The organism is Pseudomonas sp. NFACC14, from assembly GCF_900106885.1.
GTDB classification, from domain to species: Bacteria; Pseudomonadota; Gammaproteobacteria; order Pseudomonadales; family Pseudomonadaceae; genus Aquipseudomonas; species Aquipseudomonas fluorescens_AA.
This window is the reverse complement of sequence record NZ_FNOA01000004.1, coordinates 317,799-339,352: the sequence shown is the minus strand read 5'-3', so window position 1 is coordinate 339,352 and position 21,554 is coordinate 317,799. Positions and strand designations below refer to the sequence as shown.

General features: G+C 62.8%; 22 protein-coding genes. 16 read left to right on the top strand and 6 right to left on the bottom strand.

The window, feature by feature from the left end; all coding sequences use genetic code 11:
- Positions 1-166 precede the first annotated feature (166 nt).
- The 8 genes from BLU85_RS10070 to BLU85_RS10035 all read left to right on the top strand — a co-directional run bounded on the left by BLU85_RS10070 (position 167) and on the right by BLU85_RS10035 (position 8,193).
- Positions 167-1,177 (top strand): GlxA family transcriptional regulator, encoded by a 1,011-nt coding sequence (locus BLU85_RS10070; RefSeq protein ID WP_092198566.1) that lies wholly within the window; start codon positions 167-169, stop codon positions 1,175-1,177.
- 325 nt (positions 1,178-1,502) lie between these two features.
- Positions 1,503-2,954, top strand: coding sequence for a sensor histidine kinase (locus BLU85_RS10065; RefSeq protein ID WP_092198535.1), 1,452 nt, complete (start codon positions 1,503-1,505; stop codon positions 2,952-2,954).
- Complete coding sequence (locus BLU85_RS10060; protein ID WP_092198532.1) at positions 2,951-3,610, top strand: response regulator transcription factor; 660 nt, start codon at positions 2,951-2,953, stop codon at positions 3,608-3,610. The genes BLU85_RS10065 and BLU85_RS10060 overlap by 4 nt, the downstream gene beginning before the upstream one ends.
- Before the next feature lie 101 nt (positions 3,611-3,711).
- Entirely contained in the window at positions 3,712-4,251 is a 540-nt protein-coding gene (locus BLU85_RS10055) for a kinase inhibitor (RefSeq protein WP_092198529.1), read from the top strand.
- 5 nt (positions 4,252-4,256) lie between these two features.
- Positions 4,257-5,075 carry a helix-turn-helix transcriptional regulator gene (locus BLU85_RS10050; RefSeq protein ID WP_092198526.1) on the top strand — a complete coding sequence of 273 codons (819 nt, stop codon included), beginning with the start codon at positions 4,257-4,259 and terminating at the stop codon, positions 5,073-5,075.
- A 187-nt stretch (positions 5,076-5,262) separates the two neighbouring features.
- Entirely contained in the window at positions 5,263-5,637 is a 375-nt protein-coding gene (locus BLU85_RS10045; protein WP_092198523.1) for a response regulator transcription factor, read from the top strand.
- A gap of 231 nt (positions 5,638-5,868) precedes the next feature.
- Positions 5,869-7,071 (top strand): NAD(P)/FAD-dependent oxidoreductase, encoded by a 1,203-nt coding sequence (locus BLU85_RS10040; RefSeq protein WP_092198520.1) that lies wholly within the window; start codon positions 5,869-5,871, stop codon positions 7,069-7,071.
- Positions 7,072-7,281: 210 nt separating this feature from the next.
- A complete protein-coding gene (locus BLU85_RS10035) occupies positions 7,282-8,193 on the top strand; it encodes a LysR family transcriptional regulator (RefSeq protein ID WP_092198517.1) in 912 nt (303 codons plus the stop codon).
- 154 nt (positions 8,194-8,347) lie between these two features.
- On the opposite strand, the gene BLU85_RS10030 is transcribed toward BLU85_RS10035, so the two are convergent.
- From BLU85_RS10030 to BLU85_RS10005, 6 genes are all read right to left on the bottom strand, one after another.
- Positions 8,348-9,388, bottom strand: a complete 1,041-nt coding sequence (locus BLU85_RS10030) for an ABC transporter substrate-binding protein (protein ID WP_092198514.1) — start codon at positions 9,386-9,388, stop codon at positions 8,348-8,350.
- Between the two features lie 181 nt (positions 9,389-9,569).
- Positions 9,570-10,739: an acetylornithine deacetylase gene (argE, locus tag BLU85_RS10025; protein WP_092198511.1), complete on the bottom strand. Its 1,170-nt coding sequence runs from the start codon at positions 10,737-10,739 to the stop codon at positions 9,570-9,572.
- The gene (locus BLU85_RS10020) at positions 10,732-11,406 is read right to left on the bottom strand and encodes a DUF1028 domain-containing protein (protein ID WP_092198508.1); all 675 of its coding nucleotides are present in this window, start codon (positions 11,404-11,406) and stop codon (positions 10,732-10,734) included. The genes argE and BLU85_RS10020 overlap by 8 nt, the downstream gene beginning before the upstream one ends.
- A 10-nt stretch (positions 11,407-11,416) precedes the next feature.
- Entirely contained in the window at positions 11,417-11,827 is a 411-nt protein-coding gene (locus tag BLU85_RS10015; RefSeq protein ID WP_003182257.1) for a RidA family protein, read from the bottom strand.
- Positions 11,827-13,152: a flavin-containing monooxygenase gene (locus tag BLU85_RS10010; protein WP_092198505.1), complete on the bottom strand. Its 1,326-nt coding sequence runs from the start codon at positions 13,150-13,152 to the stop codon at positions 11,827-11,829. The genes BLU85_RS10015 and BLU85_RS10010 overlap by 1 nt, the downstream gene beginning before the upstream one ends.
- Positions 13,153-13,376: 224 nt before the next feature.
- Complete coding sequence (locus BLU85_RS10005) at positions 13,377-14,291, bottom strand: LysR family transcriptional regulator (RefSeq protein WP_092198502.1); 915 nt, start codon at positions 14,289-14,291, stop codon at positions 13,377-13,379.
- Positions 14,292-14,414: 123 nt separating this feature from the next.
- On the opposite strand from BLU85_RS10005, the gene BLU85_RS10000 reads away from it, so the two are divergent.
- The 8 genes from BLU85_RS10000 (at position 14,415) to BLU85_RS09965 (ending at position 21,538) form a co-directional block, all read left to right on the top strand.
- On the top strand, positions 14,415-15,254 hold the full coding sequence (locus BLU85_RS10000; protein ID WP_092198499.1) for a pirin family protein: 840 nt from the start codon (positions 14,415-14,417) through the stop codon (positions 15,252-15,254).
- A 50-nt stretch (positions 15,255-15,304) separates the two neighbouring features.
- Positions 15,305-16,390, top strand: coding sequence for an alkene reductase (locus BLU85_RS09995; protein WP_092198496.1), 1,086 nt, complete (start codon positions 15,305-15,307; stop codon positions 16,388-16,390).
- Between the two features lie 181 nt (positions 16,391-16,571).
- Positions 16,572-16,994, top strand: a complete 423-nt coding sequence (locus tag BLU85_RS09990; RefSeq protein ID WP_092198493.1) for a nuclear transport factor 2 family protein — start codon at positions 16,572-16,574, stop codon at positions 16,992-16,994.
- The gene (locus BLU85_RS09985; RefSeq protein ID WP_092198490.1) at positions 16,991-17,746 is read left to right on the top strand and encodes an SDR family NAD(P)-dependent oxidoreductase; all 756 of its coding nucleotides are present in this window, start codon (positions 16,991-16,993) and stop codon (positions 17,744-17,746) included. The genes BLU85_RS09990 and BLU85_RS09985 overlap by 4 nt, the downstream gene beginning before the upstream one ends.
- Positions 17,747-17,749: 3 nt before the next feature.
- Positions 17,750-18,997, top strand: a complete 1,248-nt coding sequence (locus BLU85_RS09980; RefSeq protein ID WP_092198488.1) for an NAD(P)/FAD-dependent oxidoreductase — start codon at positions 17,750-17,752, stop codon at positions 18,995-18,997.
- A complete protein-coding gene (locus BLU85_RS09975; RefSeq protein ID WP_092198485.1) occupies positions 18,994-19,809 on the top strand; it encodes a DUF1365 domain-containing protein in 816 nt (271 codons plus the stop codon). The genes BLU85_RS09980 and BLU85_RS09975 overlap by 4 nt, the downstream gene beginning before the upstream one ends.
- On the top strand, positions 19,781-21,043 hold the full coding sequence (locus tag BLU85_RS09970; protein WP_092198482.1) for an SAM-dependent methyltransferase: 1,263 nt from the start codon (positions 19,781-19,783) through the stop codon (positions 21,041-21,043). Before BLU85_RS09975 ends, BLU85_RS09970 begins: the two co-directional genes overlap by 29 nt.
- Positions 21,044-21,049: 6 nt before the next feature.
- Positions 21,050-21,538: a DUF2878 domain-containing protein gene (locus BLU85_RS09965; RefSeq protein ID WP_092198479.1), complete on the top strand. Its 489-nt coding sequence runs from the start codon at positions 21,050-21,052 to the stop codon at positions 21,536-21,538.
- The last annotated feature ends 16 nt before the right edge of the window (positions 21,539-21,554 follow it).

Here is a 21,554-nt window from a genome sequence, read left to right as displayed (position 1 = left end):
TACGACTTTAAAGCTATAAGAATATTAATTTAAATACCTTAATAGCATATCAATAGCACCTAAATGTCCGGCATCCGAGCCCATGAATCGCCCTCATGGGCACGTTCCCTTGATAACCTTGCAGACCTCCCCTGACGAACACCAGCGCGAAGCGAACATGAACGAGATGAGCCTGGATATCGGCATCGCCGCCGAGTCCGTTTCCCAGCCGCGCACCCTGGTATTCCTGGCTTACCCGCAGATGGGTTTGCTGGACCTGACCGGGGCCCAGACCGTGTTCTGGGCCGCCACCAAAGCCATGACCGAGCGCGGCCTGCCCGGCTACGCCATGCACACCGCGAGCCTGGCCGGCGGGTTGATGCAAAGCGCCGAAGGCCTGGTCGTGGACACCCGTGCCCTGCATGAGCTCGACGGGACACTCATCGACACGCTGATCGTCCCCGGCGCACCGGACATTCGGCAGGCGATGATCGACTGTGTCGACCTGGTGCACTGGCTGCGCAAGGCCTCGGTCCAGGCCAGGCGCACCGCATCGGTGTGCAGCGGCACCTTCCTCATGGCCCAGGCCGGCTTGCTGGACGGACGCCGTGCCGCCACCCATTGGGCCATGTGCGAGATGCTCAAGAGCGGTTTCCCGTCGGTTGAGGTGGACCTCGATGCGATCTTCGTCCAGCAGGGCAACGTGTGGACCTCGGCCGGTGTCAGCGCCGGCATCGACATGGCCCTGGCATTGGTCGAAGCCGACTGTGGTCGCGATGTGGCCTTGCAGGTGGCCCGTGAGCTGGTGGTGTTTCTCAAGCGCCCCGGCGGGCAGGCGCAGTTCAGCCAACTGTTGCAATTGCAGATGCAAGAGAGCGCCGGCTTCGATGAACTGCACGTGTGGATTTCCCAGCACCTGGACGACAACGACCTCACCGTCGAACGGCTGGCCCGGCAGGCCAGGATGAGCCCGCGCAATTTTGCCCGTGTCTATAAACGCCAGACCGGCCGGACCCCGGCCAAAGCCATCGAGATGTTCCGCCTTGAAGCGGCGCGTCGAATGCTCGAAGACTCCCCGCGCAACATCGACCAGATCGCCCGATCCTGCGGTTTCGGTGACGAGGAACGAATGCGCCACACATTTCAGCGCCATCTCTCGATATCCCCCCGGGAGTATCGCAGCCGGTTTTCTCGCTGAGTGCGAAACCCTTGCGCAACTGTCCGTCAGGCTACTCGCCTGGATTGGGGCCGACGGCAGAAGTGGCGAGGGAGCTTGCTCCCGCCGGGCCGCGCAGCGGTCCCCTCTCTTTGGCACCGCTTGGCGGGATTTCAGGGTTTTATGTCCTACCTCAGGCAAAGCGGCGCTTCTAAGATACGAACCGATGCTCTGTCGCCCCGACATCCCAGAGCGAGACCACGTAAAAAACCAAAGGTCTGCCAGCGTGCCCCTACCCTCCGCGATGCTCAAGAACGTCTATGACAGCCTTCGATACAGCCCAAGCCAGAGCGGGCCTCGGCCGTCGATGGGAATCAGCACCCACCCACTGGTGAACGCCCTCGGCTGGGCGGTGGGCCTGGTGGTGGCCTGCGGCATTGTCATCATCAACTCCCAAACCCATTCCGACCTGGCGCCAACCCTGCTGTACATCACCTTGCTGTTGATGGCGGCCAACCTGTTCTCCATCAATCTGGTGATCACCGTCGCGCTGATGTGCATGGGCTTGCTCACCGCGATGTTCCTGTTCAACGGCGGCTATCACCGCTGGGAATCGACCACCGGCTTCTTCCGCTGCCTGACCGCACTGTCCGCCATTGCTTTCCTGGCCCTGCGCAGCAAGCAGGCTTCCGACAGCCTGCGGCACAACGAGGCTTACCTGACCGGCGCCCAGCGCCTGAGCCAGACCGGCAGCATGGGCTTTCGCGGTGATCGACAAACGTTGTCCTGGTCGGAGGAATCGGCACGGATTTTCGAGTACCCGCCCAGCAAGACGCCAACAGTGTCGATGATGCTGGAGCGCACCCATCCTGAAGACCTGGAGTTGGCACGCGGGGTTTTCCAGCAGGCCATCGCTGGCGAACCGCAGATCGAGGTCAAGCTGCGGCTGCTGATGCCTGATGGGCGCATCAAGCACATCCACATGATCGCCAGCCCCCTGCTCGTCCAGCATGGCCGTTTCCAGTATCTCGGCGCACTCATGGACGTGACGGCCAGCAAGCAGGCCGAAGAAGCATTGTTTCGCGCCCAGAGCCAACTGGCCCATGTCACTCGCTTGACCTCCCTGGGGGAAATGGCCGCGTCCATTGCCCATGAGGTCAACCAGCCACTGACGGCCATCACCAGCAGCGGCGAGGCCTGTCGCCGCTGGCTCAAACGCCCGGAACCCGATCTCGGGGAAGCCCTGGATTGCCTCGACCGAATCGTCGCCAACGGCTGTCGCGCCAGCGAGGTCATCAGCGGTATCAGGGCGCTGTCGCGCAAGTGCGACCCGTTGCGCCAGCCCGAGCGACTGGACGACATCGTCCGCGAGACCCTGAACCTGGTCCAGCAGCAACTGGCTCATCATAAAGTCCGGGCCAAGGTGGACCTGGCAGCGCCAAACGACCAGGTCAGCGCAGACCGGGTGCAACTGCAGCAAGTGATCATCAACCTGATCATCAATGCCTGTCATGCCATGGACGGGGTCAGGGTATACGCACGAACCCTGCATATACGCACCTGGACGGAGAGTGACGAAGTGCTGCTGGAGGTGACTGACCACGGAACCGGCATTGCCCCCGAGGACCTGCCGTCCTTGTTCAATGCGTTTTTCACCACCAAGGAAAACGGCCTGGGCATGGGCCTGTCCATCTGCCGGTCCATCATCGACTTCCATGACGGCAGGATCTGGGCAACCAGCGAGGCCGGCCAGGGCACCTCGTTCAGGTTCGCGCTGCCGCGGCTCACCGGCACCGCTCTGTCGGGGAGCGGACTATGACCTCCAGACAGTCCTCAAGCCCGATCATCGACAACGCCCCCATCGTCTATATCGTTGATGACGACGCACCGCTGTGCCAATCCCTCGGCAGTCTGCTGCGCTCCATCGGCTTGCAGGTCCATCTGTTCGGTTCGGTTGCGCAGTTCATGAACCATCCCAGGCCCGACCAGCCCAGTTGCCTGGTCCTGGATGTACGCCTGCAAGGCACCAGCGGCCTGGATTGCCAGCGGGAGCTGGCCGCCGCCAACATTCGACTGCCGATTGTGTTCATGACCGGTCACGGTGACATCGCCATGACCGTGCGAGCGATGAAGGCCGGTGCCGTGGATTTCCTCGCCAAACCGTTGCGCGAACAAGACCTGATCGACGCGGTGACTGCCGCCCATCACCAGGACCGCCAGCGGCGCGACGCCGAACGTGGCCATCAGCAAGTGCTTGGCCGCTACGCCACATTGACGCCCCGGGAGCAGCAGGTCATGGCACTGGCGGTGTCAGGCCTGATGAACAAGCAGATCGCCGGGGAACTGGGCTTGAGTGAAATCACGGTCAAGATTCACCGTGGCCAGGCCATGCGCAAGATGTGCGCACCCTCGTTTGCCGATCTGGTACGCATGGCCCAGGTGCTGGAATGGCGCCTGGCTGACACAGGCCGATAGTCAATCGAGCATTTCGGCACTTTGTCCGAGCGTTTCGGCACAGTAACCACTCTTTGTTCAACTTAGACTCGAATTTCACTCAAGACCCGGATGGAATCACGATGAAAATCAGATCAATCCTGCCTGCACTTACCCTGGCAGCAGCATTCAGTGGATACGCTGCCGACTTCTCACTGACCAGCCGGGATATTGCCGACAACCGTCCGCTGACCAGTCGCGAAGTGTTCCAGGGCTTCGGTTGCGAAGGTGGCAACACGTCCCCTGAACTTTCCTGGACAAACGCCCCCGCAGGAACCAAAAGCTACGCGATCACGGTCTACGATCCCGATGCGCCGACTGGGAGCGGTTGGTGGCATTGGACGGTGGTTAACCTGCCCACTTCTACCCATAGCTTGCCAAGCGGAGTGGGAGCGAACCTGCCTGCCGGTGCAGTACAAGGGCGAACCGATTATGGCCAGCCAGGATTTGGCGGGGCTTGCCCACCTGTAGGGGATAAACCCCATCGCTATCAATTCACCGTATGGGCATTGAAAGTCGATAAGCTACCCCTCGACGGCGAGGCCAGTGGCGCCTTGGTTGGGTACATGCTCAATGCCAATGTCCTGGCCAAAGCGACGATCACTTCAACTTACGGACGTTAAAAACGATGCGCCCTTGTGACGGCATACAGCACCGGGAAAACATTATCGATGCGTGTGTCATACAGGCGCGACAGCCCCTTACCTTATCAAGGGTACCGGTGTTCGTAACCACCCTGTGTCGAGTGCGACAGGGGGAAAAACTGTTGCAATGGGATGATCGGGAGATGCGCGCGGGGCCACAACATCTGATTCTGATGCCGGCCGGACGCGAGCTTGGTATCTCGAACTTCCCCGGCCCTCACGGCCACTACATCGCCGATGCGATCACCTTTCCCCTCTCGACACTGCGTAACTTCAGCAGCCGATACAGCCAACAGATCATCAGCCGTCGCGGTGCACTGAAGACCGATCTATGCATCCCTCTGGACAAGCACACGACACAGGCATGGAATCAGCTGTTGGCCTCTATCAATGGGAACGCGCCGGGCGCGTTACGCACGCTCTATGGGGAAGCGGTTCTTCTGAGCCTGTGCCTTGGTGGCCAGATCGGCCCTCTGCTGATGGGTCGCAACGATCCCATTTGCGAACGTGTGCAACAGATGGTGATGGGCAGCCCGGAGAGAGACTGGACGGTTGCGAGCGTTGCACAGCAACTTAACCTGGGTGAGTCGACGTTGCGCCGCCAACTGGCGAATGAAGGGGACAGTTTCAGGAGCATCCTGGAGGGCGTTCGACTGGCGACGGCATTGCAATGGTTGCAAACGACGTCTCGTCCCATCGGTGAAATTGCCGGAGCCTGCGGTTACGCCTCGGCCTCACGTTTTGCGGTGCGCTTTCGCTCACGCTATGGCCTGTCGCCACGTGAATTGCGGGCAACGATTTAAGCATTCCAGTGAGATTCCTCCGCTCGACATAACCGGGCCCACCATCGGTATCTTCGGGGCGGGGGAATGGCGCGGCGAGCAGTTGAAAGTTCATACACACGTATACTTGGCGGGGCCATTGGACAGCGTATCTTGCAGTGACACGGGCGCCTTTATGGCTACCTGATATCAAACTCCAGGTATCGACATGTCCAGCACTGCAATCATTTCAATCATTGATGACGATGAGTCAGTTCGAATTGCATTGGATGGTTTGTTACGTTCCCACGGATATCGGGTTAAAACATACGCCAGCGCCTTGGATTTCTTATCTTCCTGCGAACTTGAAAACACAGCGTGCCTGATATCGGATATTCAAATGCCTGGCATGACGGGCATCCAGATGTACGATCGATTGTCGACCCTGGGCATTCATCCTCCGATCATCTTCATCACCGGATACCCTGGCGTGCCCCCCCGTGTCAGCGCCGGTACGCCCGAGCCGGTGGCGTTTTTCCCGAAACCCTTCGACTGCGCCGAATTGATCGCCTGCATCGAAGCGGTACTTGCCCGGTCTGCTTGACTGCGTCGCGCCCTCATACCTTCGTATAGATCCCTCCTACCCAGGCATAGGCGCGATGACCTTATGTAGAAGTGTTAACCACAGGTCCTGCCAATAAGCTTCCCTACAGCGAACCGAAACTGAATGTGCTCGATGGCAACTCATTGCAGCCAGGCGATTTTGGAGTACTTCGCGACACGGTCACGCTGAAACAGTTGAACCATTCAACGATTTTGTCTTCGGGAGCTCATCATGAAACAACGTATTCTGGTCGTCGGCGCAGGTTTCGGCGGGGTCTGGAGCGCATTGAGCGCGGCCCGGCTGCTGGACCGACACGGTCGTCATGACGTGGAGATCAGTGTCCTGGCCCCCCAGGCTGAACTGCGCATTCGTCCTCGTTTCTACGAGCCGGACGTCCACACCATGGCTGCGCCGCTGGATAGTCTGTTCGACGCGGTGGGCGTGAAATTCGTACAAGGCTCGGCGAGCAGTATCGATGTCGACAACAAACGGGTGGGCTATGTGGATGTGTTCGGTACCCAGGGCACCCTGGGCTATGACCGACTGGTGCTCGCGGCAGGCAGCCAGTTGGTTCGTCCCGAACTTGAAGGCATGATCGAGCATGCCTTCGACGTTGATGAAATCGAACAGGCTACCCGTCTCGAAGCCCATATCAAGTCGCTGAAAAATCTGCCGGACAGCCCGGCCCGTAACACCGTCGTGGTGGCCGGTGGCGGCTTTACCGGGATCGAAACCGCCACCGAAATGCCCGCACGCCTGCGCGCGGTCCTCGGCGAGGACGCGGACATCCGGGTCATCGTGGTGGATCGCGGGCCGCAGATTGGCGCAGCGTTGGGCGACGGCATACGTCCATCCATTGTCGAAGCGTCCGAGCACCTGGGTATCGAGTGGATCCTCAACGCCTCGGTCGAATCGGTGGACGCCAGGGGTGTCACCCTGTCGAGCGGCCAGCGTATCGAGTCCCATACCGTGATCTGGACCGTGGGGTTCCGCGCCAGTCCGTTGACCCAGCAGGTACCCGCCACCCGCGATCGCCAGGGTCGCCTGCACGTCGATGCCAACCTGAAAGTCCTGGGCCAGAACGACATATTCGCCAGCGGTGACGTGGCCTACGCCGCCACCGACTCACTGGGCAACTATGCGGTGATGTCCTGCCAGCACGCCATCGCCCTGGGCCGCTATGCCGGCAACAACGTTGCGGCCGACTTGCTGGGCGTCGCGCCGATGGCCTACAGCCAACCCAAGTATGTGACCTGCCTGGACCTGGGTGCCTGGGGCGCGGTGTACACCGAAGGCTGGGATCGCCAGCTCAAGTTGGTCGGGCAGGAAGCCAAGGAGCTCAAGACCCGGATCAACACGGTGTGGATCTACCCGCCCGCGGCTGATCGCGCAACCGCCCTGGCCGCCGCCGACCCGTCGATCCCGGTAGCCTGAAACCCGTTTCCGCCCCCGGCCAGTCCCTCCTTTCTGCGCCGGTCTTTCCCGGAAGCCTGCCAACGATCCTTGGGCAGGCGTTTTTTTCGGCGCTCGTCACCAAGCCAGCCTGAATATCGTCACTGCCCAGCAAAATCCGTATCAATGCCCGCCCACCGCCCTCCGTACACAAGGTAAGGTAGGCAGAAATCATCCGGATCGAGGTGTGCCGTGGCGTCCTATTCCTTGCGTCAGCTGAAGTACTTCGTCACCACCGTCGAATGTGGCAGCGTCGCCGAAGCCTCTCGCAAGCTGTACATCGCCCAGCCGTCGATCGCCTCCGCCATCAAGGGCTTGGAAGACAGTTTCGGTGTGCAATTGCTCATTCGTCATCACGCCCAGGGCGTATCGCTGACGCCCGGCGGCGCGCGCTTCTATCGCAAGGCCCAGGAGCTGTTGCGCATGGCCCGGGAATTCGAGCAGAACGCGCTGGCCGATAACGATGTGGTCAGCGGGCAGATCGACATCGGCTGCTTCGAAACCGTCGCCCCGCTCTACCTGCCACGGCTGATCGCGGGCTTTCGCCAGCGCTTCCCGGGGGTGGAAATCCGCGTGCAGGATGGCGAGCAACAGGAGCTGGTGCAAGGCCTCACGGGGGGGCGTTTCGACCTGGCGATTTTCTATGAACACGACCTCGACAGCACCATCGAGACCGAAGCATTGACGGCGCCGCAACGCCCCTACGCGTTGTTGCCGGCGGGGCATCGCTTCGCCGATCAGGCCCAGGTATCGCTGCGCGACCTGGCCCTCGAACCGATGATCCTGCTGGACGTGCAGCCCAGTCGCACCTATTTCGTGAGCATTTTCGAGGAGCTGGGCCTGACGCCCAACATTGTCTTCAGCTCGCCGTCCATCGAGATGGTGCGGGGCATGGTCGGCCAGTCCTTTGGTTTTGCCGTACTGGTGACCCGGCCGCAGTCCGCCTGCACCTACGATGGGCAACACCTGGTGTGCGTCGACATCGCCGAGGACGTGACCGGTTCGGCGCTGGTGGCAGGCTGGCTCAAGCGCGCGCACCTCACCAAACCGGCGCAGTTATTTGTGGACTACTGCAAGGAACAGTTCAGGCAATGGCTGGCCTGAGGGCGTAGGAGCTGGCGAAGCCTGCGATCTTTTGATCTTTCGCTTGAGATTCAAGTGTCTGGGGAAAGATCGCAGCCTCGTTGCACTCGTCAGCTCCTACACAGCTCCTACACGACCTCTGCGCGTCCCTGCGCGAGCAAGCTCGGTTCGGTGTCTAGCGAGCCGCCCAGGCGTTGAAGCGTTGTTCCAGTTCCTCGCCATGGTCGACCCAGAACTCCGCGTCCACGGCTTGGGCTTCAGCCAGGTTGGCCTCGGCGGTGGGCAACTGTTCCTGTACCGCCGTCGGCAACAGCGCCAGTGTCTTGCGGTGCACCGGCCCATAAGGGATGTTTTCCGAAAACACCTTCTGGGTCTGCGGCTGGCTGGCAAAGGCAATGAACTGCTCGGCCAGGGCCTTGTTCGGCGTGCCCTTGACCACGGCCCAGTACTCCGGGTCGTAGAGGCTCTGCGGCCAGACGATGCTCAGTTTCATGCCTTCTTTCTGCGCCGACGCGATGCGCCCGTTGTAGGCCGCACTCATCGCCACGTCCCCCGCCACCAACCACTGGGCCGGTTGCGCGCCGGCTTCCCACCATTGGATGTTCGGCTTGATCTGGTCGAGCTTGGCGAATGCCCGGGACACGCCTTCCGGGGTGTTCAGTACTTTGTACAAGTCCTGCGCCTTGACCCCGTCGGCCAGCAAGGCGATTTCCAAGGTGTACTTGGCGCCCTTGCGCAGGCCGCGTTTGCCCGGATACTCGGCAACGTTCCAGAAATCCGCCCAGGACTTGGGCGCCTTGGCGAGCTTGCTCTGGTCATAGGCCAGGACCATCGACCAGACGTAGGTGGCGACCCCACATTCATTGAGCGCTCCCGGCACATAGTTCGCCGGGTCGCCAAGGCCTGCCAGGTCGAGTTTCTCGAACAGCCCCTCCTCACAACCACGCAACAGCTCGGGGCTCTCCACTTCGACAACGTCCCAGCTGGTGTGGCCGGCGGCGACCATGGCCTTGATCTTCGACAATTCACCGTTGTATTCGCCAGCCACGATGTTTCCCGCGCCGCTGGCGTTGAAAGGTTGGAAGTAGGCCTTGTCCTGGGCCTGCTTGGTGGCGCCGCCGAAGGAAATCACGGTCAGGCTCTGTGGCGCGGCCAGGACACTGGTACTCAGCAACGCCAGGGCACACGCAATATTGCAACGCAAGGATCTGGACATGAAGCGGTTCCTCGAAAATACCGGCTCGCCCGCACGAGCCGGTGACGGGACTCAAAAGTGACCGTAAATACGGGCGGCAAGGTCTACAGCAAAGGCTCTTGTCGGCCTGTTCATGGGTGTCGCCTGGCTGACCGCGAGGAATCTCCTTCCATTGAAATCGTCCTCCTCAGGCACCTTGCGGTCAGCAATCATTGGGCTCACAGAGATAGCTCGCCAGCCGATCCATCAAGCGGTCGCAGGCGGCCATTTGTTCAACGCTTACGTATTCGTCGGGCTTGTGCCCCTGGTCCATGCTGCCGGGGCCACAGACCACCGTTGGCACCCCTGCCTGATGGAACAGGCCGCCTTCGGTGCCAAAGGCGACAGTGCCGAACGCGTCGCTGCCGCACAGTTGCGCAACCAGTCGGGCGGCCGCGCTGTCAGGCGAAGTGGCCAGGCCCGGGTAGGCCGACAACGGTTCGAAGCGGATCGCCGTATCCCCCGCCACCGCCTGCATGGCCGGCAGCAGGGTCTGCTCGGCATAACCTTGCAATTGCTCAGCCACCACAAGGGGATCGAAATCCGGCAAGGCGCGCACCTCGAAATCGAAACGACAGTCCGCCGGAACGATGTTCAGCGCCGTGCCGCCGTGGACCACCCCGACCTGCACTGTGGAAAACGCCGGGTCGAAGCGCGGGTCGTGCCGCGAGGGTTCGGCCAGCTGCGCGCCGATCTCGCCCAACCGTCCGATCAGGCGCGCCGCCTGTTCGATGGCGTTGACCCCGTAAGGGGCATAGGCCGAATGACAAGCCGCCCCCCGGACATGACAACGCATCGCCAGCTTGCCTTTGTGCCCCAGCACCGGTCGGAGTTGGGTGGGCTCGCCAATCAGGCACAGGGCCGGTTGTGCAATCCGCCGGACCAACGCCTCCAGCAAGCTGTGAACGCCCAGGCAACCCACCTCTTCGTCATAGGAAAACGCCAGGTGCACCGGTCGCCGAAGCGGGCTGGACAAGAACACCGGCACCGCCGCGAGCACCGAGGCCAGGAACCCCTTCATGTCCGCCGTGCCGCGCCCGAACCATTTACCGTCCATCTCGGTCAGGCAGAACGGCTCGACCGTCCAGGCCTGCCCGTCCACCGGCACCACATCGGTGTGCCCGGACAACACCACGCCACCGGGCACCGCTGGGCCAATGCTCGCCAGCAGGTTGGCCTTGGTTCGCTCGGCGTTGTAGATCAGCTCGCTGTTCACGCCCAGCCCTTGCAAGTAGTCGCGCACGAACTCGATCAAGGCCAGGTTCGAATCGCGGCTGACCGTGGCAAAGCTCACCAGCTCGGCCAGCAGCGCGCGACTGCGCGGCTCACTCATCGCCCGGCACTCCATAACTCGGCGCCAGGGTCGGGTTGAGCGCACGGGTCAGGTAATCCTGCAATTGCGGCTGATAGGCGAGCCAGAGTTTTTCCAGCTCGCCGATGGGATTTTCCTCGGCCCAATCCACCCGCAGATCGACGATGGGCCAGGTCAGGTCATCGACCACCGAGAGCGCCGCCGAATGCACCGCCCCGGCCTCCCCGCCCGCCGCCTGCCCGGCCTGCAACGCGCTCATCAGGCGTGACGCTAGACAACCACCGCCCTGCTCGAAGGCCGTGACCATGGCCTCGATCACCGCAGCGTTGGCCAACAGATTGCCGGCCGCCACGCATTGCTCACCGGTCACGGCGTTGTGGGTGCCCAGGGTATGCTCGCCGCTGAAAATCGCCGTGCGGCCCTCGGCATCGATCACCGCCACTTGCCGGTATTGGCTGTAGCCGTTGCGCGCCAAGGTCCGCTCCAGCGCCGCTTGCGCCGCCAGGCCGCCCGCCAGTTCATCGAGAACCTGCGGGCCCAGGGCCGGCAGAGTAATGTTCTGGCTCGACACCGCGCCGACGCCCGCGCGCAACCAGGGGCAACGGGCACCGACGGCAATGCTCGAGGAACTGATGGCGATGCCCAACTGGCCGGTTTCGGCACAGCGTCCAACGATGGAAAAGGTCATGTTCTGTTCCTTACTCAGGGATCACCGCGATCACGTCGATTTCCATCAGCCACTGCGGCTGGCCCAGGGCACTGACCACCAGGCCGGTGGAAATCGGAAACACGCCCTTGAGCCACTTGCCGACCTCCTGGTACACCGGCTCGCGATAGCGCGGGTCGATCAGGTAGGTCGTGGTCTTGACGATGTGGCTCAGGTCGCTGCCGGCCTCTTCCAGCAATTGCTTGACGTTGCGCATGGCCTGCTCGGCCTGGGCGCGAGGATCGCCCAGCCCCACCAACTGGCCGTCGAAATCGGTGCCGACCTGGCCGCGCACATAGACGGTGTTGCCGGCGCGCACGGCCTGGCACAGGTCGTTGTCCAGCGTCTGGTTCGGGTAGGTGTCCTTGGTATTGAACATGCGAATACGCGTGTGAGTAGGCATCAACGAACTCCCGTGAGACCGGTTTTCGAACGGTGTGAATCGCTGTCGAGTGCCGAAGCCTGGCGCTGGGCAGCATCTTGATAGGCGAGGTAAATGCGTTGTTTCACGATGTGGTCGGCAATATGCCGGGCGTCATGCCAGACGCCCCAGATGAACGCCGAACCCCGTCGCGACAGCCAGGGCAAGCCGACGAAATACAGGCCCGGTTCACTGGAAACACCACGCTGATGCCGAGGCTTGCCATTGGCGCCAAGAGCGTCGACCTTCAACCAGCTGTAATCCACCGAGTAGCCGGTGGCCCAGATGACACTGGTCACGCCGGCGGCGACCAGGTCCAGTTCCAGGATCGGCTGGGTCAGGCATTGCGGATCAGGCAGCCGGTGACGAGCTTCAGGTTCAAGCGGCAGGTCCAGGCCGTTGCGGGCGATGTAGGCGTCGGCGGCATCCAGCAGCGCCAGGTAGTTTTCGTCGCCGCGGGCGATGTTCTCGGCCAGGTTGTCTTCGAAGGTCACCACGCTGCCCTTGAACGCTTTCGTCAGGCCCACCAAGGTGATGCCTTCGTGGGCCAGCCGACGGAAATCCACGGTATGCCCACCACGGGCACCGCTTACCGCGATGGTGACGTGCTCCTTGCCAGGCTTGACGGCCTCCGCATCCCATTCGCCGAGCACGCCCAGCCACCAGCAGAAATCGCGGTTGCGATAAGCCCGGGGCGGACGATCGTGAGCCCCTACCGAGAGATAGACCTGCTTGCCGGCGCGCTGCAGTTCGTCGGCGATCTGCACCCCCGACGACCCGGCACCCACCACCAACACAGCCCCCTCGGGCAATTGCCCGGGGTTGCGATATTGAGCCGAGTGAAGCTGGGTGACCGTCGCCATGTCCGGCGCAATCGGTGGAATCACCGGCCGCTGGAAGGGTCCGGTGGCGACGACCACGTGGATCGCTTCGATCAGGCCTTCGGAGGTTTCAACGATGAAGCCCGGACGGCCGATATTGCGCTCGACTTTCCGGACCTCCACGCCGGTACGGATCGGTGCGTTGAACTGACGGGCATAGGCTTCGAAGTAATCGGCCACCTGGTCCTTCGTCGCGAAGGCATCCGGGTCGAGCCCTTCGAATTCCAACCCCGGAAAGCGGTCGTGCCAGGCCGGCCCATTGGCCACCAGCGAATCCCAACGCGCCGTGCGCCAGGCCTCGGCAATCCGGTCGCGCTCGACCACCAGGTGAGGCACGCCTTGCCGGCTCAGGTGCTCACTCATGGCCACGCCGGCCTGGCCGGCGCCTATGACGAGCGTATCGATGTGTAGGGTCTCTTCGGGCATATCTGTGCACTTCCGGCAGTGGATTCAGTTCAGGTCGGCATGGCGCCGCCTCGGTTTTCCAATGTGTTGTCGTTCTGTGGTCAGGGTGTCGAGGCGATTGTGTTGGCAGGCGGGAATTTGCGAAACGAGGGTTTTTATCGTTGCTGGGAAGGAAAAAACTGCCAGGAGCAGCGCCGACAGAGGATGTCGACGCGATGGTTCAGCAGCGGATGTGAGGCCGACGTCTAATTCACCCGCGCCGGAAACGCCTTGAGCTCCAGCTTTTCCATCACCAGCGCAATGAACGCCGAGACCGCCAGGGGCAATTGCCGCCGACTGGGATAAAGCACATTCAGGCCAAAGCCGATGCGCCGGTACTGTGGCAGTACACGCACCAGCCTTCCGGCTTCCAGGTCGACGCTGCTCACCGCCGAAGGCAGCACGGCGATGCCCAGGCCCGCCACCGCCGCCTTGCGCAAGGCTTGAGCGGTGTTGGCGTTGAAACGGCTGGGGACCTGCACCTCCTCTTCGGTGCCGTCCGGACCAATGAGCCGCCAGTGACTCAAGCCGCTGGGATGGGCGAAGCTCACGCTGTCGTGGTGAGCCAGGTCCTGTAACGCCGCAGGCATTCCCCGTGCGGCGAGGTAGGCAGGGCTCGCGACCATGCCGTCGCCTTCGTTGCTCAGCAGTTGGCGACCGACATACCCGGAGTCCTGTAGCGGGCCGCCGCGAAAGGCCACGTCGATGCGGTCGGCAATCAGGTCGACACGATCGTCGCTGAGGACGAAATCCAATTGCACTCGCGGATGGGCAGCGAGGAAATCGGCCACCCATTGCATCGGGAAAAAATCGAAGAAATCCGCCATCGCCGCGATACGCACCAGGCCACTGGGCTCATCGCTGCCCTTCATCAGTTCCTGCCCCGCCTCGGTCAACCCGTCCACAGCGCCGACGCAGCGCTCATAGAACCCCTGCCCCACCTGAGTCAGCGTGAGTTTGCGGGTGGAGCGTTGCAGCAGTCGCGTCCCCAATTGCGTCTCCAACTGCTGGACGCGCCGGCTCACGGTATTGGACGGCATGCCCAGCCGCCTGGCGGCTTCGGCAAAGCTGCCGCTGCGCACCACCTGAACAAACAGGGCGACATCATTCAGATCGAGCATCAGGTCGCCATTCCTTCATTTCTTGGATGAGTTCAATCCGATTGTATCGACTAATCAATCTATTTCCAGGCACTTATCCTGCTCGCATCGAGGCCACCAACGCTCAAGCATCCGAGGTCACCTATGAACAGCATCGTCGCAGCGCCATCGCGCACCATTGTCCACCGCACCCGGGGCAACCGCCACGGGCCGATCACCCGCCTCATGAGTCCGGGCGACCTCGGCCAACTCTGCAAGCCCTTTGTGTTTCTCGACCTCTTCGCCTTCAAGGCCGACGCCATGCACAGAGGTTTCGGCATGCACCCGCATTCCGGGATCGCGACGCTGACCTACATGATCGAAGGTCAGGTGGCCTACGAAGACACCACCGGGCAATCGGGTGTACTGCCCAGCGGTGGCATGGAGTGGATGCAAGCCGGTAACGGCGTATGGCACGACGCCCGGCCGGTCGGCAGCTCGTCGATCCATGGCTTCCAGCTTTGGGTCGCACTACCGGCCGCTGCAGAAAACGCTCCAGCCCACAGCGTCTACCTGGCACCCGCCGATATCCCCCGGGAAGGTCCGGCGCGGGTGTTGCTCGGTCAACATGGCGCGGCTCGCAGCAGCGTTGCAGCCCCGGCGGGCATGAACTACCTGGCCGTGCAGTTGAAAGACCAGGAACGCTGGCGCTATACGCCACCGGCTGGGCACACCGTTGCCTGGCTGGCGGTCAACGACGGCAGCCTCGACGCCGGCGGTCGCGTCAATGCCGGGGAAATGGTGGTCTTCGAAGAGTCCGGCGCAGCCATCGACATCATTGCCCGGGGCGCGACCTCCTTCGTGCTCGGCTCGGCGGTCAAGCATCCCCACGACTTGGTGATGGGTTATTACTCCGTGCACACCAGCGAGGCAGCCCTGGAAAAAGGCGAGCAAGAAATCCAGCGCATCGGCGCCCTTTTGCAGCAAGAGGGTCGGTTGGGCTGACCGACCCTCGACTCAATACCTGTCCATCCCCCATTCCTTAGAGGTGCATCATGACTGACATCGGTCTCGATCTTCTGCTGTCCCGTGTCCAACTCGGCAAGCTGTCCCTGAAAAACCGCATGATCATGGCGCCGATGACCCGCAGCCGTGCAGGTGCGGGTGACGTGGCCACGCCGCTCATGGCCGAGTACTACAGCCAACGCGCCAGCGCCGGCCTGATCGTCAGCGAAGGCTCCCAGGTCTCGGCCCAGGGCAAGGGCTACCTGCGAACGCCCGGCATCTTCACCAGCGAACAAGTCGCCGGTTGGAAGCAAGTGACCGACGCGGTCCACGCCCAAGGCGGACAGATGTTCCTCCAGCTGTGGCATGTGGGCCGGCTCTCCCATCCGCTGGTGCAGCAGGACGGCGCACTGCCGGTAGCGCCCTCGGCGATCAAGGCCGATGGCGAGATCTACACCGCCGAAGGCCTCAAGCCCTACGAACTGCCACGGGCCTTGGCCCTCGATGAAATTAGCGAAGTAGTGGCCGACTTCCACCAGGCCGCTGTCAACGCGAAGCTGGCCGGCTTCGACGGCGTGGAGATCCATGGCGCCAATGGCTACCTGATCGACCAGTTCCTGCGTGACGGCACCAACCAACGCACCGATGCCTACGGCGGCTCGGTCGAGAATCGTGCCCGCTTCCTCAAGGAAGTGGTCGAGTCGGTGATCGAAGTCTTCGGGGCCAGCCGGGTCGGCGTACGCCTGTCGCCGATCTTCAGTTACTTCTCGATGAGCGACAGCAACCCACAGGCGACATTCGAATACGCAGCCCGGATGCTCAGCCGTTATGGCCTGGCCTACCTGCACATCGTGGAACTGGGTGAAGGCCCGTTCGACTTCCTCGAACTCAAGCGCCGCTTCGGTGGCCCCTACATTGCCAACGGCGGTTACAGCGCGGAACGTGCGGGCAATGCCATCGGTCGTGGCGAAGCGGACCTGGTCGCGTTCGGAACCCCATTCCTGGCGAACCCGGACCTGGTGGAGCGCTTCAAACAGGGTGAGTCATTGAACACACCCGACGCAGCGACCTTCTACCAAGGCGAAGAACGTGGCTACACGGATTATCCGACCCTGGCCGAAGCCCGGGCGCAATGATCCAGTAGAACGGGAGCCCGCAAGACGCAAAGCAGGGCTTGCGGCGCCCTGCTCTTGTCTCGACTAGAATTGTACAAATTTGCATTTTCTTGTACAAAAAACTTTCAAATGTACAACTCCTGAAGTAGGCTGCTAAAACTTGTACAGAAATAGTCTTCTGTACAATATTTCGGAGCCTAGCATGTCCGCCTATCTCCAGCGTTTCGCCCAGGCTTTCGCCAAGCTGGACGCCCGTCGCCTCGGCGAGCTCGATGAGCTCTACAGCGTCGACATCCATTTCCAGGACCCCTTGCACCGGATCGAAGGCCTGACCGCCTTGCGCGAGTACTTTGCGCAGTTGTATGCCAACGCCAGTGACGTGCGCTACGACTTCCACGCGTTCGATGAGGTCGATTCCGGTGAAGGTTATCTGCGTTGGACCTTGCATTTTCGGCACCCACGCCTGGCAGGCGGCGCCCCCATTGCCTTGCAGGGCTGCAGCCATTTGCGCTGGACGGATCGTGTCTACCATCACCAGGATTTCTTCGACGCCGGCGCCCTGCTCTACGAACACCTGCCATTGCTGGGACCGGCGGTCCGCTGGCTCAAGCGGAGGCTGGCATGAGCCGCATCTGGCTGACCGGAGCCAGCAGCGGCATTGGCGCGGCCCTCGCGGCGCAGTTGCTGGAACAAGGCCATCACCTGGCATTGAGCGCGCGCCAGGCAGAACCCTTGCAGGCGTTGGCGGCCCGCTATCCGGACCACGTGCTGGCACTGCCGGGCGACCTGACCGACCCGAGCCAGGTCGCCCTGGTCTGCCAGCAGATCGAGCGTGAATGGTTGACGCTGGATCTGGTGATCCTCAACGCCGGGACCTGCGAATACCTGGAGCCTGGGTATTTCGATACCCGCCTCGTCGAACGTGTCATCACCACCAACCTGCTCGGCACCAGCCATTGCCTGGAGGCGGCCTTGCCCTTGTTGCGCCGGGGCCAACGCCCGCATCTGGTGGTGGTGGGCAGCGCGGTCACCTGGCTGGCCCTGCCGCGCGCTGGCGCCTACGGTGCCTCGAAGGCGGCGTTACGCTACCTGGTGGAATCCCTGCGCATCGACCTGGCCGCCGAAGGCATCGACGTCACGCTGGTGAGCCCCGGTTTCGTCGATACCCCGCTGACCCGGCGCAACGACTTCCCCATGCCCATGCGCTGGTCAGCGCAACGGGCCGCACGGCATATCGCCCGGCGCTTGCCGGCACGGCCGCTGGACATCGCTTTTCCCTGGGCCTTCACCGCCGTCCTGCGCCTGCTCGGACAGTTGCCCGCCCGCTGGCGGCTGGCCCTGGGCCGGCGCCTGGCACGCCCCTCCAAGGAATCTTGAGACATGCGCATCGCAATCATCGGCAGCGGTATTTCCGGGTTGACCTGCGCCTACCTGTTGAACCGTCGCCATCAGATCACCCTTTTCGAGGCCGACGGCCGGATCGGGGGCCACACCCATACCGTAGAGGTCGATTGGCAAAGCCGACGCTATGGCGTGGATACCGGTTTCATCGTGTACAACGACTGGACCTACCCGAACTTCATTCGCCTGCTGGACCAGTTGGGTGTCGCTTCGCGCCCTACGGAAATGAGTTTCTCGGTGCACGACCCGGCCACCGGGCAGGAATACAAGGGCCACACCCTGAGCAGCCTGTTCGCCCGCCGACGCAACCTGCTGTCACCCGGTTTCTGGGGCATGCTGCGAGACATCCTGCGGTTCAACCGGCAGGCAACGGCCGATCTGCAGGCGCAACGCATCGACGGCGCCACGCGGCTCGGTGACTACCTGCACAGCCGCGGTTACGGCCAGCGTTTCATCGATCACTACATCGTGCCCATGGGTTCGGCGATCTGGTCGATGTCGCCGGCCCGGATGCTGGAGTTTCCACTGCAATTCTTCGTGCGCTTCTGCCACAACCACGGCCTGCTGTCAGTCAACCACCGTCCGCAATGGCGCGTGATCGAAGGCGGCTCGAGCGGTTACATCACCCCGTTGTGCGCCGGGTTCCGCCAACACATCCGACTCGACTGCCCGGTGCAATGCGTCAGCCGGGACGCCGCCGGGGTCAGTGTGACCAGCGCCGCAGGCACCGAGCGCTTCGACAAAGTGGTGTTCGCCTGCCACAGCGATCAGGCCCTCGCCCTGCTCGAGGCTCCCAGCGCTGAAGAAACCGAGGTCCTCGGTGCCTTGGCCTACGCCAGCAACGAAGTGCTGCTGCACACCGATACCCGACTATTGCCAAGGCGGCGCCAGGCCTGGGCAAGCTGGAACTACCGCCTCGGCGGACCACCCCAGGCACCGGCCGCGCTGACCTACAACATGAACATCCTCCAGGGCCTGGACGCGCCGGTGACCTTTTGCGTGAGCCTGAACCAGAGCGATGCGGTCGACCCGGCCCTGGTGCTCGCACGCTTCGATTACGCCCATCCCCAGTACAGCCTCGCCGGCGTCGCCGCACAGGTCCGCCAGGGTGAGTTGCAAGGGCAGCGGCACAGCTATTTCTGCGGAGCCTATTGGGCCAACGGTTTTCATGAAGACGGTGTGGTCAGCGCACTCCACGTCGCGGAGCATTTCGGAGAGCACCTGTGAACAGCAGCCTGTGTCGCGGCTGGATCGACCATCGGCGTCATACCCCGCGCGTCCACGCCTTTCGTTATCCGATCGGGATGCTGTACCTGGATCTCGCCGAACAGCAGAACGTGCTGGGCCTGTCGCGCCTGCTGCAACCATGGATCCTGGCGCCGCTGTGCTGGCGCGAGCGCGATTACCTGCCAGCGCGCACCCACCTGGGCGTCCCCCTGGTCGACGCTGTGCGCGAGATCCTCGCCGAAAGCCTGGGCGCGGCTCCGCAAGGTGCGATCCACCTGCTGACCCAGCCACGCAGTTGGGGCCTGTCGTTCAACCCGGTGAGTTTTTATTTCTGCCACGAAACCGATGGCCGCCTGTCAGCGATCCTCTGCGAAGTGCGTAATACCCCATGGCGCGAACGCTACCACTATGTGCTGCCCGTGCGCCCGGGCGAGCCCCAGGCATTCCAGGTGGCCAAGGCGTTCCATGTTTCACCGTTCCTGCCCCGGGACATGGACTACCGCATGCGTTTCCTGGTCCAGGACGCCCGTATCCGTGTGCACATGGAGAACTGGCGCGCCGGGCACAAAGTGTTCGAGGCCCACCTCATGCTCAAGCGCCAGCCTCTCGATGGCCGGTCGCTGCGCCGTCATGTCCTGGCATTCCCATGGATGAGCCTGCGCACCGTCAGCGCCATCTACTGGCAGGCCCTGCGCCTGCTGTTCAAACGCACCCCCCTGCACGCACACCAGGCCAGCCAGGGCGACCTGAGTATTGGCGAAACAGCCCACAAGGACTCCGACCATGCCCGAACCCACCCTGAGCGTCACTAAGGCCGGCAGCTTCTGCCTGTTCAACGGCGGCTTCTTCAAGCAGGCCGTGCTCGGCCAATTGCGCCGCCTGCGTCACGGCCACCTGCGCCTGACGGTCGATGGCGCGCCGCTGAGTTTCGGCGACCTCGCCAGCCCATTGGTGGCCGAGGTCGAGATTCTCGACGACGCCACCTGGGGCATGATCGCCGGCAACGGTTCCATCGGTGCCGGCGAGGCTTATATCCGCGGCTACTGGCGCAGCGCCGACCTGAGCGCCGTGACACGCCTGTTCGTGGCCAACCTGGAAGTGCTCGACGCCATGGACAGCGGCCTGGCACGCCTCAGCCGCCCGCTGATGCGTGGGTTGCACTGGCTCAACCGCAACAATCGCCAAGGCTCGCGGCGCAATATCATGGCTCACTACGACTTGGGCAATGAGTTGTTCGAACGACTGCTCGATCCCACCATGATGTATTCCGCCGCGCTGTTCGAAAGCCCCGAGCAGAGCCTGGAAGACGCCCAGCGCAACAAGCTGGAGCGCATTTGCCGCAAGCTTGACCTGCGTCCCGGCGACCACTTGCTGGAAATCGGTACGGGCTGGGGCAGCCTCGCGATCCATGCGGCGACACACTATGGTTGCAAGGTCACCACCACGACCTTGTCCGACGAGCAATACCGCCATACGTTGCAGCGTGTCGAGGCGCTGGGCCTGCAAACGCGTGTGCAGGTGCTGCGCCAGGACTACCGCGACTTGCAGGGACGCTACGACAAGCTGGTGTCCATCGAAATGATCGAGGCCGTCGGGCATCGCTACCTGCCTGAGTATTTCCGCTGCTGCGCCGCACGACTCAAGGATGACGGTTTGATGTTGCTGCAATCGATCACCATCCGTGACCAGCGCTATGCCCAAGCCCGGCGCTCGGTGGATTTTATCCAGCGCCATGTCTTTCCCGGCGGCGCCCTGCCATCGCTGTCGATCCTGTTGAGCACCGCCAGCACACAGACGCCACTCAACCTGCTGCACCTCGAGGATTTCGGTGCGCACTACGCCCGCACGCTGCGCCACTGGCACGAGAACTTCCGCCAATCGCGCCAGGCTTTGTCGGAGTTGGGCTATGACGAAACCTTCCAGCGCCTGTGGGAGTTCTACCTGTGCTACTGCGAAGGGGGCTTCCAGGAACGTGCCATCGGCGTTGCCCAGTTGTTGTTCGCCGGTCCCGCTGCCCGCCCGTCGTTCCTGCCGGAACAACGGTAAAGCCCGATGAGCCGCAGCGGCCTGCTGATCAACGCGCTCTGGCTGCAACTGGGCTGGTGGGGCTGTGTGGCCGGTGCCCATCAGCCGGGCTGGCTGCTGGCTGTAGCCGGTGGCCTGCTCGCCCACCTGGCATTCAGCCCGGCGCCCAGGGCCGAGTGCCACGCGGTGATCAGCGTCGGCCTCTGCGGCATGTTGCTGGACTGGAGCCTGGGTGCGCTGGGCGTGTTCGTGTTCGAGCAAGGTCCGTTGCCATTTTGGCTGGCGCTGCTCTGGCTGGTCTTCGCCACCGGTTTGCGCCATAGCCTGGCCTGGGCCACAAGACCGGCCTGGCGCGGTGTGCTGGCGGGGATGGTTGGCGGGCCGCTGGCCTATTGGGTGGGCGCGCCGCTGGCCGGGGTGACGCTCCCCCTCGGCCCCCTCGCAACCGCTCTGCTCCTGGCACCACTGTGGGGCTTATGGCTGCCGCTGGCGTTGCGCCTGGCCGAATCGCGCTGACCCAGGGCGCCAGCGA